Genomic DNA, 14,909 nt, shown 5'->3' on the forward strand with positions numbered 1-14,909 from the left:
ACATAAATTATGTACGGGAAAATAAAGGAACAATTACAACAAGAAATTCAGGATATAAAAGATGCTGGATTATATAAGTCAGAGCGTATAATTACTTCATCACAAGATGCAGTGATTAAAATATCTACAGGAGAAGAAGTAGTTAATTTTTGTGCTAACAACTATTTAGGATTGTCAAATCATCCAGAAGTAATTCAAGCAGCAAAAGATATCATGGATACACATGGTTTTGGAATGTCGTCTGTACGTTTCATTTGTGGAACACAAGATATTCATAAGCAATTAGAGCAAAAGATTGCAGATTTTTATACCACAGAAGATACCATTTTATATGCCGCAGCTTTTGATGCAAACGGAGGAGTTTTTGAGCCTTTGTTAACTAAAGAGGATGCTATTATTTCTGATAGTTTAAATCATGCATCTATCATTGATGGAGTTCGTTTGTGTAAGGCAGCACGTTATCGTTATAATAACAATGACATGGCTTCTTTAGAGGAACAGTTAATTGAAGCAAACAAACTAGGGCATCGTTTTAAGATAATTGTAACTGATGGTGTTTTTTCTATGGACGGAATTGTAGCAAAGCTTGATGAAATTTGTGATTTAGCAGATAAATATGATGCTATGGTGATGGTGGATGAATGTCATGCGGCTGGGTTTATCGGAAAAACTGGGCGTGGAACTGTAGAATTGAAAAATGTAATGGATCGTGTAGATATTGTTACAGGAACCTTAGGTAAAGCACTTGGAGGAGCCATGGGAGGATATACTACAGGTAAAAAAGAGATTATTGAAATTTTACGTCAACGTTCACGTCCGTATTTATTTTCAAACTCATTAGCGCCAGCAATTGTAGGAGCTTCATTAAAAGTATTTGATTTATTATCTAATGATACTACATTACGTGATAAATTAGAATGGAATACAAACTATTTCCGTGAAGAAATGGAAAAAGCAGGTTTTGATTTAGTAGGAGCTGATGCAGCAATTGTGCCAGTGATGTTGTATGATGCAAAACTGTCGCAAACTATGGCAAATAAGTTGTTAGAAGAAGGAATTTATGTAATAGGTTTCTTTTATCCTGTAGTTCCAAAAGAGCAAGCAAGAATTCGAGTTCAATTATCAGCAGCTCATGAAAAAGAACATTTAGATAAGGCAATAAACGCATTTATCAAGGTTGGAAAAGAGTTGAAAGTGATATAAAATAGTCGTTCAAAAACTTGCATTTATTGTAAGTTTTTGTAGATTTGTTTTTGTAAATAAGTTTGAACAACTTACATTTGCGTAATATATAAACGAACTTTTAATTTAAATTTTTAATAATGAAACAATTAAAATTAGCTGTGATGGCTTTATTTGCGTTTGCCGCAGTAAACGTTAGCGCACAGGATTCAGACAACCCTTGGGCGGTTGGTTTCGGGGTTAACGCAGTAGACGTTAGGATCCCTTCAGATTTTGGAGATTATGCTAAAGATTATATCGGTACTAGTGACTGGAATATCTTACCATCAATTTCAAGAGTAACTGTTGATAGATACTTAAATGATGGTTTTACTTTACAATTAGCAGGATCTTTAAATAAGATTGAGACTTTCCGTACAGAAGATGATATGGATGAGCTTTACTGGGCTATCGATGCTAACGTAAAGTATGACTTAAACAACTTAGTAGGTAACACTGGTTGGTGGGATCCTTATGTATACGTTGGTGGAGGTTATACTTCTTTAGCTGATGAAGGTGAAGGTATGTTAAATGCTGGTGCTGGATTCAATGTTTGGTTTAACGATAACTTAGGTTTAAATTTCCAAACAGGAGGAAAGAAAGAATTTGCTGATAAAGTAAGAGATCACTTCCAACACTCAATTGGTTTAGTATTTAAGTTCGGAGGAAAAGATACTGACGGAGACGGAGTATATGATAAAGATGATGCTTGTCCAGAAGTTGCTGGTTTAAAAGAATTCAACGGATGTCCTGATACTGACGGAGACGGAATTAAAGATTCTGACGATGCTTGTCCAGAAGTTGCTGGTTTAGCTGCTTTAAATGGTTGTCCTGATGGTGATGGTGATGGTATCGCTGATAAAGATGATGCTTGTCCAACTGAAAAAGGAACTAAAGCTAATAACGGATGTCCTGATGCTGATGGAGACGGTGTTGTAGACGGAAAAGATAAGTGTCCAAACGAAGCTGGTCCAGCTGCTAACAACGGATGTCCTTGGCCAGATACTGACGGAGACGGAGTATTAGACAAAGATGATAAATGTCCAAACGAAGCAGGTGTAGCATCTAATAACGGATGTCCTGAAGTAGTAATCAAAGAAGAAGCTGTTAAGAAATTAAACGAGTTCGCAAGAGCTATCTACTTTAACTCAGGTAAAACTTCATTCAGAAAAGGAGTTACTGGTAAATTAGATTTAATCGCAGGAATTATGAAGGAGTACCCTAAAGCTAACTTTAGCATTCAAGGTCACACTGATAGTTCAGGATCTAACACTTTAAACCAAAGATTATCTGAAAAAAGAGCTAAAGCTGTTTTAGATTACTTAATCACTAAAGGAGGAATCGATTCAAAAAGATTAACTTCTGCTGGATTTGGTGAAGACTACCCAATTGCTGATAACAAAACAAGAGCTGGTAGAGCTGAAAACAGACGTGTTGAGATTAAATTAGTAAAGTAATTTAATTACAATTATAACATCAATAAAGGCCTCACATTCGTGAGGCTTTTTTTTATGGAAAAATACTTCGAAAGGTTTTTTAAATTCCACTAAAAAAATTACCTTTGCACCTTGAAAAAATGAGTTAAAACTCATATAGTAAATAAAATAACTTTAATTACATATAGTAATGTCTACAATAACAGGTAAAGTTTCTCAAATTATTGGTCCAGTAATCGATGTTGAGTTTAATACAGAAAATGCTGAATTACCAAAGATTTATGATTCGTTAGAAATTAAAAAAGCAGACGGTTCAACTTTAGTTTTAGAAGTTCAACAACACATTGGTGAAGATACAGTTCGTACCATTTCTATGGATGCAACTGATGGTTTACAAAGAGGGCAAGAAGTAGTTGCTACTGGTAACCCAATTCAAATGCCAATAGGTAATGATATCTACGGTCGTTTATTTAATGTAACAGGTGATGCTATTGATGGATTAGGAGATTTACCTAAAGAAGGTGAAGCTGGTTTACCAATTCACCGTCAAGCTCCAAAATTTGAAGAATTATCAACTTCTACCGAAGTGTTATTTACTGGAATTAAAGTAATCGATTTAATTGAGCCTTATGCAAAAGGAGGTAAGATTGGATTATTTGGTGGAGCAGGAGTAGGAAAAACAGTATTAATTCAGGAGTTAATTAACAACATTGCAAAAGGACACGGAGGTTTATCTGTATTTGCAGGAGTTGGAGAAAGAACTCGTGAAGGAAACGATTTATTACGTGAGATGTTAGAGTCTGGAATTATCAAATATGGTGATGATTTCATGCACTCTATGGAAGATGGTGGATGGGATTTATCTAAAGTAGATAAACCAGGAATGAGAGATTCAAAGGCAACTTTCGTATTCGGTCAGATGAATGAGCCACCTGGAGCACGTGCTCGTGTAGCTTTATCTGGATTAACAATTGCTGAGTATTTCCGTGATGGAGCTGGTGAAGCTCAAGGAAAAGACGTATTATTCTTCGTTGATAATATCTTCCGTTTTACTCAAGCAGGTTCTGAGGTATCGGCTTTATTAGGTCGTATGCCATCAGCGGTGGGTTACCAACCAACATTAGCAACAGAAATGGGAGCAATGCAAGAGCGTATTACTTCTACTAAGAAGGGATCTATTACATCTGTACAAGCGGTATATGTACCTGCAGATGATTTAACGGATCCAGCACCAGCAACAACGTTTGCTCACTTAGATGCTACTACAGTATTATCTCGTAAAATTGCTGAGTTAGGTATTTACCCAGCAGTAGATCCATTAGATTCTACTTCAAGAATTTTAACTGCTGATATTTTAGGAGATGAGCACTATAACTGTGCACAAAGAGTAAAAGAAATTTTACAACGTTATAAAGAATTACAAGATATTATCGCAATTTTAGGTATGGAAGAATTATCTGAAGAAGATAAATTAGTAGTTCACAGAGCTCGTCGTGTACAACGTTTCTTATCTCAACCATTCCACGTAGCAGAGCAGTTTACAGGGATACCAGGTGTATTAGTAGATATTAAAGATACTATCAAAGGATTCAATATGATTATGGATGGAGAATTAGACAAATATCCTGAAGCTGCATTCAACTTAAAAGGATCAATTCAAGAAGCAATTGATGCTGGAGAGAAAATGTTAGCAGAAGCGTAATTAATTGCCTTAAGCAAAAGCTTAAAGCCTAAAGCATTAAAGTATGTATTTAGAAATTGTAACACCAGAAGCTATCTTATTTTCATCTGAAGTTGATTCTGTAGTAGTGCCAGGTGTAAATGGAGAATTCCAAATGTTAAATAATCACGCACCAGTGGTGTCTATTTTAAATGAAGGAAGAGTAAAAGTACATGTACATACTCAAGAGCATTTAGTTTTTGATGATTTACATGGAAGCATCGAAAGGTTACCAGAAGATGATAAAATTTTGATTTTAAAGATTAAGTCTGGAACCATAGAAATGAAAGATAATAAAGCGATTATTCTTGCAGATTAATACGTTTTAAGCATAAAATGAAAAGCCAAACAAATATTGTTTGGCTTTTTTTTATTCAGTAAAGGATACCAGATTGAATTTAATTATCTTTGCAGTGATGAATGGAATATTTTTATTTATTGGAGGACCAGAGATTTTTGTAATCCTGTTGATAGTAGTCATGTTATTTGGAGCGGATAAAATTCCGGAAATAGCAAGAGGGCTTGGAAAAGGTATGCGTCAAATTAAAGATGCTACTAATGACATTAAAAAAGAAATTAATGATAGTGCAAAAAATCAAGGTATTGACACGGATTTTGTGAGAGATATCAATAAGGAAGTGAACGAAGTTAAAGACAATATAGATGATTTTACAGGTCCTATAAAAAGGAATCGTTAAAAAATAAAAATGGTGTAGTTTACAAACTACACCATTTTTATTTTTGTGGTGTTCTTTACCTGTTTCATGACAAATGAACTTTGAATATTCGAAATAACTTCTAATTGCGATAATTTTTTTAATACAAAATCTTGATATTCGTTCATATCTTTTAAAACAACTTTTAGTAAAAAATCATAGACTCCAGCTATATAAGATACTTCTACTATTTCATCTATTTTAGACATATAATCCTCAAACTCTTTAAAAGCAGTTTCTTGATGTTTAACAAGTGTTACTTGACAATACACAATTAAATTTTTATCAATAGTTTCTAAATTTAATAAGGCAACATACTTATCTATAATCCCATTTAATTCCATCTTTTTTATTCGCTCATGAGTTGGAGTAATAGACAGGTTTACTTTACTTGCTAGTTGTTTAATGGATTGTTTGCAGTCTTTTTGCAGCTCATCTAATAGTTTTTTATCCACATTATCTAGTTGTTCCATGGTAAGTTTTTCTGTTTTAAAACACTTTTAATGTTGTTAATAGTTTTAATTGCTGTTTAATAGTTAAAAATAGTTATTTTTTCTTTGTTTAAGCGTTTTAAGTAGGTTTTTATTCTTTAAAACTATATTTGTTAAGTGATTTAATAACATTTAAAACAGGTAGATATGAGTAGAATAAATGAAATTTATAACAGAATTAGTGAGGCTTCATCTAATTTTTTAGGATACCCTCTAGCAAAAGATTTTAACTACAGTGAATTTGCACCTTTTTTAAATTTATGTATCAATAATGTAGGGGATCCAGAATCTCCTTCAACCTTATCAATAGATACGAAAGATATAGAAAGAGAAGTTATCAGTTTTTTTGCTGATATATTATCATCTTCAACTAATGATGTATGGGGATATATTACGAATGGAGGAACAGAAGGAAATCTTTATGGCCTGTATTTGGCTAGAGAAAGTTTTAATAATCCTGTAGTATATTATAGCGAGTCTACACATTATAGTGTTAAAAAGAATTTACACCTACTAAATTTAAAGAATATAGTAGTGAGAAGTCAAGATAATGGTGAGATTGATTATGATGATCTAGAAAGTCTTATAACTCTTCATAGAGATAAACCAGCAGTTTTCTTTTTAAACATAGGTACAACAATGACTGAAGCTGTGGATGATTTAGATAAAATTAAAGGTATTATCAAAAAATATGCTATTAAAGATTATTATATCCATTGTGATGCAGCATTTTTAGGATGTATTGCTCCTTTTGTCGACCCTAAACCAAAATTTGATTTTGCAGAAGGAATTGACAGCATTTCTATATCAGGACACAAATTTATTGGTGGACCAATCCCCTGTGGAATTGTTTTAGCAAAAAGAAAGCATAGAGATAGAATTGTAAACTCAGTTTCTTATGTTGGAACTTTAGACACAACCATTACAGGTTCAAGAAATGGTTTAACTCCATTATTATTATGGTCTTTTATTGAAAAATACGGAAAAGATGGTCTAATTACAAGAGCTAGAAAGTCTCAAGAATTAGCAGCGTATACAGAGCAAAGGTTAAAAGAGATAGGAGTTAAAACATGGAGAAATAATGAGGCGCTTACAGTAGTTTTAGAGAAACCTTCTGAAGCTTTATGTAAAAAGTATCAATTAGCATCAGAAAACAAAATGGCACATATTATTTGTGTTCCTGGTACAAAAAAAGAACAAATAGATGCTTTTATTAAAGATTACGAAAAAGAATTATTTGTAGCTGAAAGATTAACTTATAATTAAAAACATATTTTAAAAAGAAAGAGTAAACCTTTTTGGTTTACTCTTCTTTTTAAATAACTCTACTAATAGTTAATCCGTCTCGTATGGGTAGTAATACCGTTTCTAAGCGACTATCTTCATTTAAAAGTCTATTATACTCTAAAAGAATTTTAGTATCTGTATCTTTAGGGTCTAGTTCTTCAACAACTTTTCCACTCCATAAGACATTGTCAGATAAAATTACTCCTCCTTTATTCATTTTTTCAATAATTAGATGAAAATAATTTACATAATTAGACTTGTCAGCATCTATAAATACTAAATCAAATTTAGAATCGATAGTGGGAATAATATCTATAGCATTACCAACATATTGTGTTATTTGGTTTTTATAATCAGATTTTTCAAAGTACTTATATTGAAGCTCTTCTAATTCTTCATTTTTATCAATTGTATAAAGTTTTCCTTCCTCAGATAATCCTTCAGCTAAACATAAAGCAGAATACCCAGTGTAAGTACCAATTTCTAAAATTGATTTGGGCTGAATTAATTTTGAAATCATAGATAAAACCCTTCCTTGAAAAGCCCCACTTAACATACGAGGGTTTAAAACCTTTTGCCAAGTCTCTCTACCTAGTTCTTGTAGTATTTTTGGTTCAGCTTGAGAATGTTTAACAACATAATTATCTAATTCTTCAGGTAAAAAGTGCATGTAAGTTGTTTTTAGTGTGCAAAATTAAAAAAACGGAATTTATTGCTATAATAAATTCCGTTTCAATCTAACAAAAAATCAAAAAATGGTTTTAAAAAAAAACCAAAATTGTTTAATTAAGTTTACTTAATTGTTCTTTTAATTCCTGCTTGTCTTTGCTTGACAAGCAAGCTTTATCTTTATTACAGTTATTAGTTTTTACTTTCAAAATTTGTGACATCTTCTTGTTTTGTTTAGAGTATAAAGCACATACTTTACACACAAACAAATGCCAATTAAGTTGTAATTTTTCATATACTGAAGCTTCTCCATATTGACTTTTATCGCAAATGGTTGTGGCTTCATCACATGTAATTTTAAAAAATTTAAACATTGTATTTTTACTTATTAAACCAATTTTTTTCCATACAGCCTCTCAATTGTGTTCTAGCTCTATGAATGATAACCCATAGGTTTGACGGAGAAATATTTAGCTCCTTACAAATATCTTCAGTTTCAAACTGTTGTATGGTTTTCATTTTAAAAACCATAGCATATTTTTCAGGAAGGTTATCAATACATTTATCTAATTGATCTTTTAATTCTTCATTTTCAATATCCTTATCAGCATCATTACCCCAAGTTTGTGGCACTCGTTCTTCAATCCAACTTCCCTCATTTTCACCACTATCATAAAAACTCATTCTAACTTCAGCTTGTCCCTTTTTTGAGTTTATTTTTCGATAGTAATCTATTATTTTTCTTTTTAAAATTGAAACTAACCATGTTCGTTCAGTAGATTTTCCTTCAAAATTCTTTGCAGACTTTAATCCTGCAAAAAAAGTTTCTTGCACTAAATCTTTAGCAACATTAGAGTTATTTACACGTACAACAGCATAATTAAATAGGTAATCAGCATAATTGTCTACCCATTTATCAGGAGATAAAGTATTTGATGGATTTGTTAGATTCATTAAATCAAAGATAAGTTATTTTTTGGGGAAATAAGTAACGTAAATTCTACTTAGTCCATTGGGGGCGTTTTTAATAAAATCAATTATTTCTTCAAAGCTTTTCTTTTCATTTAATTTACTTGTGATAGCACTTTTGCTAGTTGTATAGTAAATTTTATTATTTGTAAGATCTACAAAAGGACAATAATCCAGTTTTTTTGAATTGAGGTTAGTTAAGTGTTTAGCAGGCAACCATTCGTTATTATTTCCTTTTTTACTTAAGTATAAATCACCTCTACCTAAATCGTCTTTTCTTCCGTAAGAAGTAAAAATTATAAAGCTTTCATCTGGAGCGACGAAGGCATTGAACTCGTATTTATCAGAGTTTACTCCTGAGCCAAGAGGAACAGACGCAGTATATTTTCCATTGACAAGTCTGCTTACATAAATATCTTCTTTGCCTTTAGAATTTTCATACTCTGCTGTGAAGAATAAATCACCTTTTTCTGTTACTGAAGGGTAAAATTCATTGGCAGAAGTATTAATTATTGGGCCAACACTTATAGGTTTAGACCAATTATCAGAGAAAGATTTTCGTGTTACATACCAAATATCCATATCTTTTTTTACCTCTCCTGAATCATTGTTATTTCTATTAGAAGCAAAAAAAAGTTTTAAGCCGTCAGGAGATAAAAAAGGTTCTAAATCCTTGTATTGTCCAGAAAAACTAACCACTTCTGGTTTTTTCCATTCTCCATTTACTTTTTTTGAATAGGCTATAAACGAATATTCTTTTAAGTAACTTTCAACAGTAAAATAAAACTCGTCTTGATTTTTACTCATCGAAAAATCTCTGACATTAGGCAGTCCATTAAATAATTCAGGGAGGAACAATTCAGGTTTTTGTGCAAAACCAAAACAGGAAATAAATAAAAAAAGAAATCCAATTTTCTTCATAAAAACTACTATTTAAGAGCTTTGCAATTATCTCTACGTCTCATGTCAACTAAGTATATGATTTCCCATTTTCCATTATTGTTGAAAAGCTGAAAAGAATTTGCTCCACAATGGCTAAACTTATCGTTTAAATAAAACTCATAAGGTGTCCAAACAGAAGCTAAATTACCATCTACTTTAATATCCCATGATAATAATTTTTCTAAATAAGTATGTTCAGGTTTTTTATTAGCAATATTAGTAAGTAGTTTGGCTTTACTTTCGGTAACTAAAACTTTTTTGCCTTCTTTATTTGTAAAAGTAGTTTGAATGTTAATTGTAGAATTAAGAGTAGAACTTACTAATGTACTGTCACCTTTATGTAATCCTTCAAAAAAGGTTTCAATAGTATTTTTAATGGCTTTTTTTTCTGAGTTTTCTTGTGCACTTACCATAGTTGTAAGAACAAAAACGATTAGTAAAGTAAAAATCTTTTGCATGTTAGTTTAGTTTAGCTAGGTAAAACTATTAAAAAAATAAACGGATAAAGTTTAATTAACAGAAGATTAACGAGGTTAAAAAAGTAAAAAACGAAAGGCTTAAAGGTTCATAATAAATAAAACCACTGAATAATTATGTATTTTTACAATCCATAAAACAAAAGAAATGTCAGTAGCAAAAAAACAATATAAAAGAATTACCACTAAATCTCTTGTTGAAATGAAAGCAAATGGAGAGAAAATCTCAATGCTTACAGCTTATGACTATACCATGGCAAAAATTGTTGATGGTGCAGGAATAGATGTAATTTTAGTGGGAGATTCAGCGTCAAATGTAATGGCGGGTCATGAAACTACATTACCTATTACATTAGATCAAATGATTTATCATGCAAGTTCTGTAGTAAGAGGAATCGATCGTTGCTTAGTAGTGGTTGATTTACCTTTTGGTAGTTATCAATCAGACCCTAAAGAAGCATTACGTTCTGCTATTCGAATTATGAAAGAAAGTGGAGCACATTCTATAAAATTAGAAGGAGGAAAAGAGATAAAAGATTCTATCAAACGAATTTTAAATGCAGGTATTCCAGTGATGGGGCATTTAGGATTAACTCCACAATCTATTTATAAGTTTGGAACTTATACGGTAAGAGCAAAAGAGGAAGAAGAAGCAGAAAAATTAATGAAAGATGCTTTAATGCTAGAAAGGTTAGGATGTTTTGCTATTGTATTAGAAAAAGTTCCAGCAAAGTTAGCACAAAAAGTAGCAGAAGCTTTAACAATTCCAGTAATAGGAATTGGAGCAGGGGGAGGTGTTGATGGACAAGTGTTAGTGATGCATGATATGTTAGGAATGACACATGAGTTTAATCCTCGTTTTTTACGTAGGTATTTAGATTTACATACAGAAATGACTAATGCTTTTGAGCAGTATATTACTGATGTGAAAAATCAAGACTTTCCAAACGAAGAAGAACAATATTAATTTAGATTTTTAGATAGTTGGATTATTCGATTTCTAGAAGTTAAGAGATGCATAGATATAAGGATTTTAAATTTTGGCAAGTGAGTAGATCTTTTTGCAAAGACATTTATTTACTCACATCAAAATTTCCTGAAGATGAAAAGTACGGATTAGTTTCTCAATTGAGAAGAGCTTCAGTATCTATTCCTTCAAATATAGCTGAAGGTTGCTCAAGAACATCCAATAAAGATTTTGCTAGGTTTCTGGTAATTGCATTAGGCTCATGCTATGAGGTTGAAACTCAATTATTACTTAGTTATGATTTGGGTTTTATCTCTAAAACTGATTTAGAAAATTATACAGAAACTTTAATGAGTATAGTGAAAATGATGTCTAAATTCAATTCAACATTAAGCTAAATATAACTATCAAAAATTCTAAATATCCAACCATCTAATAATCTATTTTAATGAAAATACTTCATTTAGATACGAATCATCCTCTTTTAATGAACCAACTAAAGAGTTTAGGTTTTGAAAATTATGAGGACTATACTTCTTCAAAATCAGAAATTGAAGATAAAATTCACGAGTATGACGGAATTGTTATTCGTAGTCGATTTACTATAGATAAACAATTTTTAGATAAAGCAGCAAACCTTAAGTTTATAGGGCGAGTAGGAGCTGGTTTAGAAAATATTGATTGTAATTATGCTGAAAAGAAAGGAGTACGTTTAATATCAGCACCAGAGGGAAATCGAAATGCAGTCGGAGAACATACCTTAGGAATGCTACTTTCTTTATTTAATAAGCTTAATAAAGCAGATAAAGAAGTACGAGAAGGAAAATGGTTGAGAGAAGAAAATAGAGGAATAGAATTAGATGGAAAAACTGTTGGAATCATAGGTTATGGTAATATGGGGAAAGCCTTTGCTAAAAAACTTAGAGGATTTGATGTAGAAGTAATCTGTTACGATATTAAACCAAATGTAGGTGATGAAAATGCTCAACAAGTTTCTTTAGATGAGCTTCAAAAAAGGGTTGATGTTTTAAGTTTACACACCCCACAAACAGAACTTACCATGAAAATGGTGAGCTCAGATTTTATCAATAATTTTTCTAAACCTTTTTGGTTGTTAAATACAGCCAGAGGAAAATCAGTAGTGACAAAAGATTTAGTATTAGCCTTACAATCAGGGAAAGTTTTAGGAGCAGGTTTAGATGTATTGGAGTATGAGAAAAAATCTTTCGAAAATCTATTTACTAATCAAAAAATGCCTGAGGCATTTCAGTATTTAATAAATGCAGAAAACGTGTTGCTTTCTCCCCACGTTGCTGGTTGGACCGTAGAAAGTAAAGAAAAGTTAGCGCAAACTATTGTAGATAAAATCAAAGAAAACTATCACATTGAGAAATTTTAAAAAAGAGAATAAGAACTTAATGTTTTTATAAGTTATAATAGCTAAAGGTTTTTAATACTCGATTATCGAGAAAAATTTTGCTAACTTGATGCTTCAAATTCATGTTACATGAAATATGAAGCATTATCAATAAAAGAATACATTTCTCAAGTTCCTGAAGAACGCCAAGAAATTTTACAAAAGCTTAGTAATCTTATTAAGGAAAACTTGCCAGAAGGATTTGAAGAAGGAATCAATTATAATATGATTGGGTATTATGTTCCACATTCAAAATATCCTGAAGGCTATCATTGCGATCCTAAATTACCACTTCCTTTTATAAATTTAGCCTCACAAAAAAACTCAATCAACTTATATCATAGTGGGATTTATGCTAAAAAAGAGTTACACGATTGGTTTGTATCTGAATATCCTAAATATTCAAAAAGAAAACTAGATATGGGGAAGAGCTGTATTCGTTTTAAAAAGTTAGATGATATTCCGTATGAATTAATTACTGAATTATGTACAAAAATGACTGTAGATGAATGGATTTCTATTTATGAATCAGTCGTAAAAAAGAAATAAAATGAAGAAAAAAGGTAAAGTACTAGGAATAGGAGGTGTTTTTTTTAAAACAGAAGATCCAAAAGCAACAAAAGAATGGTATAAAAATAACCTAGGTTTTAATACAGATGATTGGGGTTGTACCTTTTGGTGGAAAGATAATGAAGGAAAAAAAGCGTCTACCCAATGGAGTCCGTTTGCAGAAGATACTAACTATTTTGAACCGTCTAAAAAAGACTTTATGTTTAACTATCGAGTAGAAAATTTAGAAGAGTTGTTGGAAGAGTTAAAAGAAAGTGGTGTTACGGTTATGGATAAAGTAGAAGAGTACGATTATGGAAAATTTGGATGGATTGTAGATTTAGATGGAAATAAAATTGAGTTATGGGAGCCAAAAGACGAAGCTTTTTTATAAATTTAGCACCGTCTAATAAATAAAAAGATAAAAAAATGAATGTAATTGATGAAAATGGGAATACTGTTCCTAATCAAGAAAGTAAAAGGGTTATTGCTGGTGTTTTAGGAATCTTATTGGGATCACTAGGTATTCATAAATTTGTACTAGGATATACAAAGGAAGGAGTTATAATGCTTTTATTAACAGTGTTGACTTGTGGTTTTGGAGGTTTTATAACAAGTATTATTGGCTTAATAGAAGGAATCATCTATTTAACAAAATCTGACGAAGAGTTTATTGAAACTTATCAAGTAAATCAAAAAGGTTGGTTCTAAACATTCTTTTTTAATACTTACACTATGTCTAACGATAAAAATTCAAAGGATAACTTAGATAAAGCTAAAGAAGTTATGGATAACATAACAGAGAAAGCTAGTGAGTTGGCTGGAGAAACAAGTGAACACTTGGTAGATATAGTTGAAGATGTAAAAGAAAAAGTTGAAGAAATTATTTCCGACGAATCAATTCAAAAAGGTAAGGAAAAGGCGAACGAATTAACTAACGAAGCTAAAGAAGTATTAGAAAAGATAACTGAAAAAGCTTCAGAAGTTGCAGGAGAAGCTGGTGAACATATAGCCGATTTTGCAGAAGATGCTAACGAAGAATTTCAAGAGACTAAAACCAAAACTAAAAGTTTTTTTCAAAGACTCTTTGGAAAATAAAGATAAAAGAAAAGCGCCAGTCGGCGCTTTTTTTATGATGCTATATTATTAGCTTTATTTGTTCTAACAACAGCTTGTTCGTTTTTCCAGTCAATCCATTTTTGACCTTTAATACGGCGCATAACATTATCTATCGTACGCATAATAAAAACATTGTAAACGGCCTTTCCTAAATTTTTAGGATTACGAGCAATAGCACGTAAACTCATTGAAAAACCAGGAGTAACATAACGCATATAGTGCCAATAACCTTCAGGCATATACAAAACATTACCATGCTCAAGTTCAGCAACATGACCTTTTGCATTTTTTAGTGCAGGCCACTTTTCAAAATCTGGGTTGTTAAAATCAATATCTTCACGAGTAATTAACGAATGCGGAATTTTATACAAGAATTTATTTTGTTTTTGGTCAAACAAAATACATTTCTTTTTTCCTTCAAAATGAAAGTGGAAAATATTGGCTAAATCAATGTCATAATGCATAAATGTATATGAATCACGTCCACCAAAAAATAACATTGGTAATCCTTTCATTAAGCGCAAACCAAAGTCAGGAAAAGTAAAGTCTTTTTGTAATTGAGGAACTTCCTTTAAAATATTCCACAAGAAAATTCTGAACTTAGTAGGCTCACGTTTTAGTAAATCTACATATTCACTCATTTTCATGGTTGCATGAGGCTCATTAAACCCATCCTTATAATCCACAGGTCTGTCATCATATAAAGGAACAGTTTTATCGCCTGCTATTTCCTTCATATATTCTAAAGACCATTTAGAATATGCTGGCCAATCCTCAATAAAACGCTCAATAACTACAGGTTTTTGAGGTTTGAAGTAATTTTTAATAAAGTCTTCTTTAGTAATGGTTTCTACTCTGTCTATTTGTTGCAACTGTAATCCCATACATTCAATTTTTTCGAGAAGCAAAGTTAAGAAAATGTTATGATGT

At 31.5% G+C, this 14,909-nt stretch carries 19 protein-coding genes and 1 pseudogene; 13 read left to right on the forward strand and 7 right to left on the reverse strand.

The features are described 5' to 3' along the window. Window positions 1-9: 9 nt before the first annotated feature. From kbl to ACTPNM_RS03090, 5 genes are all read left to right on the forward strand, one after another. Window positions 10-1,203, forward strand: coding sequence for a glycine C-acetyltransferase (kbl, locus tag ACTPNM_RS03070; protein WP_440120576.1), 1,194 nt, complete (start codon window positions 10-12; stop codon window positions 1,201-1,203). A 119-nt stretch (window positions 1,204-1,322) separates the two neighbouring features. Beyond that, window positions 1,323-2,678, forward strand: coding sequence for an OmpA family protein (locus ACTPNM_RS03075; protein WP_440120577.1), 1,356 nt, complete (start codon window positions 1,323-1,325; stop codon window positions 2,676-2,678). A 169-nt stretch (window positions 2,679-2,847) separates the two neighbouring features. Next, window positions 2,848-4,359: a F0F1 ATP synthase subunit beta gene (gene atpD / locus ACTPNM_RS03080; protein WP_274640850.1), complete on the forward strand. Its 1,512-nt coding sequence runs from the start codon at window positions 2,848-2,850 to the stop codon at window positions 4,357-4,359. Between the two features lie 43 nt (window positions 4,360-4,402). Further along, window positions 4,403-4,696, forward strand: a complete 294-nt coding sequence (locus tag ACTPNM_RS03085; RefSeq protein ID WP_440120578.1) for a FoF1 ATP synthase subunit delta/epsilon — start codon at window positions 4,403-4,405, stop codon at window positions 4,694-4,696. Between the two features lie 97 nt (window positions 4,697-4,793). Further along, the gene (locus ACTPNM_RS03090; protein WP_274640964.1) at window positions 4,794-5,075 is read left to right on the forward strand and encodes a Sec-independent protein translocase subunit TatA/TatB; all 282 of its coding nucleotides are present in this window, start codon (window positions 4,794-4,796) and stop codon (window positions 5,073-5,075) included. A gap of 26 nt (window positions 5,076-5,101) precedes the next feature. On the opposite strand, the gene ACTPNM_RS03095 is transcribed toward ACTPNM_RS03090, so the two are convergent. After that, complete coding sequence (locus ACTPNM_RS03095; protein WP_274640852.1) at window positions 5,102-5,566, reverse strand: Lrp/AsnC family transcriptional regulator; 465 nt, start codon at window positions 5,564-5,566, stop codon at window positions 5,102-5,104. Window positions 5,567-5,728: 162 nt separating this feature from the next. Here ACTPNM_RS03095 and ACTPNM_RS03100 point away from each other — a divergent pair. Further along, window positions 5,729-6,850: pseudogene (locus ACTPNM_RS03100) on the forward strand (histidine decarboxylase); the annotation flags it as partial. A gap of 49 nt (window positions 6,851-6,899) precedes the next feature. On the opposite strand, the gene ACTPNM_RS03105 reads toward ACTPNM_RS03100, so the two are convergent. From ACTPNM_RS03105 to ACTPNM_RS03125, 5 genes are all read right to left on the reverse strand, one after another. Further along, on the reverse strand, window positions 6,900-7,541 hold the full coding sequence (locus ACTPNM_RS03105; RefSeq protein WP_440120579.1) for an O-methyltransferase: 642 nt from the start codon (window positions 7,539-7,541) through the stop codon (window positions 6,900-6,902). Window positions 7,542-7,653: 112 nt separating this feature from the next. Further along, a complete protein-coding gene (locus ACTPNM_RS03110; RefSeq protein ID WP_274640855.1) occupies window positions 7,654-7,914 on the reverse strand; it encodes a hypothetical protein in 261 nt (86 codons plus the stop codon). A gap of 7 nt (window positions 7,915-7,921) precedes the next feature. After that, window positions 7,922-8,494 carry a sigma-70 family RNA polymerase sigma factor gene (locus ACTPNM_RS03115; protein WP_440120580.1) on the reverse strand — a complete coding sequence of 191 codons (573 nt, stop codon included), beginning with the start codon at window positions 8,492-8,494 and terminating at the stop codon, window positions 7,922-7,924. A 15-nt stretch (window positions 8,495-8,509) separates the two neighbouring features. Beyond that, window positions 8,510-9,430: a TolB family protein gene (locus ACTPNM_RS03120; RefSeq protein ID WP_440120581.1), complete on the reverse strand. Its 921-nt coding sequence runs from the start codon at window positions 9,428-9,430 to the stop codon at window positions 8,510-8,512. Between the two features lie 8 nt (window positions 9,431-9,438). Continuing rightward, window positions 9,439-9,909, reverse strand: coding sequence for a nuclear transport factor 2 family protein (locus ACTPNM_RS03125; protein ID WP_440120582.1), 471 nt, complete (start codon window positions 9,907-9,909; stop codon window positions 9,439-9,441). A 166-nt stretch (window positions 9,910-10,075) separates the two neighbouring features. Between ACTPNM_RS03125 and panB the strand changes: the two genes are divergently transcribed. The 7 genes from panB to ACTPNM_RS03160 all read left to right on the forward strand — a co-directional run bounded on the left by panB (window position 10,076) and on the right by ACTPNM_RS03160 (window position 13,958). Continuing rightward, entirely contained in the window at window positions 10,076-10,894 is an 819-nt protein-coding gene (gene panB / locus ACTPNM_RS03130) for a 3-methyl-2-oxobutanoate hydroxymethyltransferase (protein ID WP_440120583.1), read from the forward strand. Window positions 10,895-10,974: 80 nt separating this feature from the next. Further along, entirely contained in the window at window positions 10,975-11,292 is a 318-nt protein-coding gene (locus tag ACTPNM_RS03135; RefSeq protein WP_440120584.1) for a four helix bundle protein, read from the forward strand. 50 nt (window positions 11,293-11,342) lie between these two features. Beyond that, window positions 11,343-12,293, forward strand: a complete 951-nt coding sequence (locus ACTPNM_RS03140) for a 2-hydroxyacid dehydrogenase (protein WP_440120585.1) — start codon at window positions 11,343-11,345, stop codon at window positions 12,291-12,293. A gap of 108 nt (window positions 12,294-12,401) precedes the next feature. Further along, window positions 12,402-12,860, forward strand: coding sequence for a DUF1801 domain-containing protein (locus ACTPNM_RS03145; RefSeq protein ID WP_440120586.1), 459 nt, complete (start codon window positions 12,402-12,404; stop codon window positions 12,858-12,860). Between the two features lies 1 nt (window position 12,861). Then, window positions 12,862-13,254 (forward strand): VOC family protein, encoded by a 393-nt coding sequence (locus tag ACTPNM_RS03150; protein WP_274640863.1) that lies wholly within the window; start codon window positions 12,862-12,864, stop codon window positions 13,252-13,254. Window positions 13,255-13,289: 35 nt separating this feature from the next. Continuing rightward, window positions 13,290-13,571, forward strand: a complete 282-nt coding sequence (locus ACTPNM_RS03155) for a TM2 domain-containing protein (RefSeq protein ID WP_440120587.1) — start codon at window positions 13,290-13,292, stop codon at window positions 13,569-13,571. A gap of 24 nt (window positions 13,572-13,595) precedes the next feature. Then, on the forward strand, window positions 13,596-13,958 hold the full coding sequence (locus ACTPNM_RS03160; protein WP_440120588.1) for a hypothetical protein: 363 nt from the start codon (window positions 13,596-13,598) through the stop codon (window positions 13,956-13,958). Between the two features lie 32 nt (window positions 13,959-13,990). Here the strand turns inward: ACTPNM_RS03160 and ACTPNM_RS03165 are convergent, their stop codons facing one another. Further along, complete coding sequence (locus ACTPNM_RS03165) at window positions 13,991-14,863, reverse strand: cupin-like domain-containing protein (RefSeq protein WP_440120589.1); 873 nt, start codon at window positions 14,861-14,863, stop codon at window positions 13,991-13,993. Between the last annotated feature and the right edge of the window lie 46 nt (window positions 14,864-14,909).

The sequence above is a fragment of the Tenacibaculum sp. Ill genome (genome assembly GCF_051938915.1).
Lineage (GTDB): Bacteria > Bacteroidota > Bacteroidia > Flavobacteriales > Flavobacteriaceae > Polaribacter > Polaribacter larymnensis.

Bases quoted from the DNA above. Each gene is read 5' to 3' on its own strand.
- kbl (WP_440120576.1), top strand. From the start codon at position 10: ATGTACGGGAAAATAAAGGAACAATTACAACAAGAAATTCAGGATATA.
- ACTPNM_RS03075 (WP_440120577.1), top strand. From the start codon at position 1,323: ATGAAACAATTAAAATTAGCTGTGATGGCTTTATTTGCGTTTGCCGCA.
- atpD (WP_274640850.1), top strand. From the start codon at position 2,848: ATGTCTACAATAACAGGTAAAGTTTCTCAAATTATTGGTCCAGTAATC.
- ACTPNM_RS03085 (WP_440120578.1), top strand. From the start codon at position 4,403: ATGTATTTAGAAATTGTAACACCAGAAGCTATCTTATTTTCATCTGAA.
- ACTPNM_RS03090 (WP_274640964.1), top strand. From the start codon at position 4,794: ATGAATGGAATATTTTTATTTATTGGAGGACCAGAGATTTTTGTAATC.
- ACTPNM_RS03095 (WP_274640852.1), bottom strand. From the start codon at position 5,566: ATGGAACAACTAGATAATGTGGATAAAAAACTATTAGATGAGCTGCAA.
- ACTPNM_RS03105 (WP_440120579.1), bottom strand. From the start codon at position 7,541: ATGCACTTTTTACCTGAAGAATTAGATAATTATGTTGTTAAACATTCT.
- ACTPNM_RS03110 (WP_274640855.1), bottom strand. From the start codon at position 7,914: ATGTTTAAATTTTTTAAAATTACATGTGATGAAGCCACAACCATTTGC.
- ACTPNM_RS03115 (WP_440120580.1), bottom strand. From the start codon at position 8,494: ATGAATCTAACAAATCCATCAAATACTTTATCTCCTGATAAATGGGTA.
- ACTPNM_RS03120 (WP_440120581.1), bottom strand. From the start codon at position 9,430: ATGAAGAAAATTGGATTTCTTTTTTTATTTATTTCCTGTTTTGGTTTT.
- ACTPNM_RS03125 (WP_440120582.1), bottom strand. From the start codon at position 9,909: ATGCAAAAGATTTTTACTTTACTAATCGTTTTTGTTCTTACAACTATG.
- panB (WP_440120583.1), top strand. From the start codon at position 10,076: ATGTCAGTAGCAAAAAAACAATATAAAAGAATTACCACTAAATCTCTT.
- ACTPNM_RS03140 (WP_440120585.1), top strand. From the start codon at position 11,343: ATGAAAATACTTCATTTAGATACGAATCATCCTCTTTTAATGAACCAA.
- ACTPNM_RS03145 (WP_440120586.1), top strand. From the start codon at position 12,402: ATGAAATATGAAGCATTATCAATAAAAGAATACATTTCTCAAGTTCCT.
- ACTPNM_RS03150 (WP_274640863.1), top strand. From the start codon at position 12,862: ATGAAGAAAAAAGGTAAAGTACTAGGAATAGGAGGTGTTTTTTTTAAA.
- ACTPNM_RS03155 (WP_440120587.1), top strand. From the start codon at position 13,290: ATGAATGTAATTGATGAAAATGGGAATACTGTTCCTAATCAAGAAAGT.
- ACTPNM_RS03160 (WP_440120588.1), top strand. From the start codon at position 13,596: ATGTCTAACGATAAAAATTCAAAGGATAACTTAGATAAAGCTAAAGAA.
- ACTPNM_RS03165 (WP_440120589.1), bottom strand. From the start codon at position 14,863: ATGGGATTACAGTTGCAACAAATAGACAGAGTAGAAACCATTACTAAA.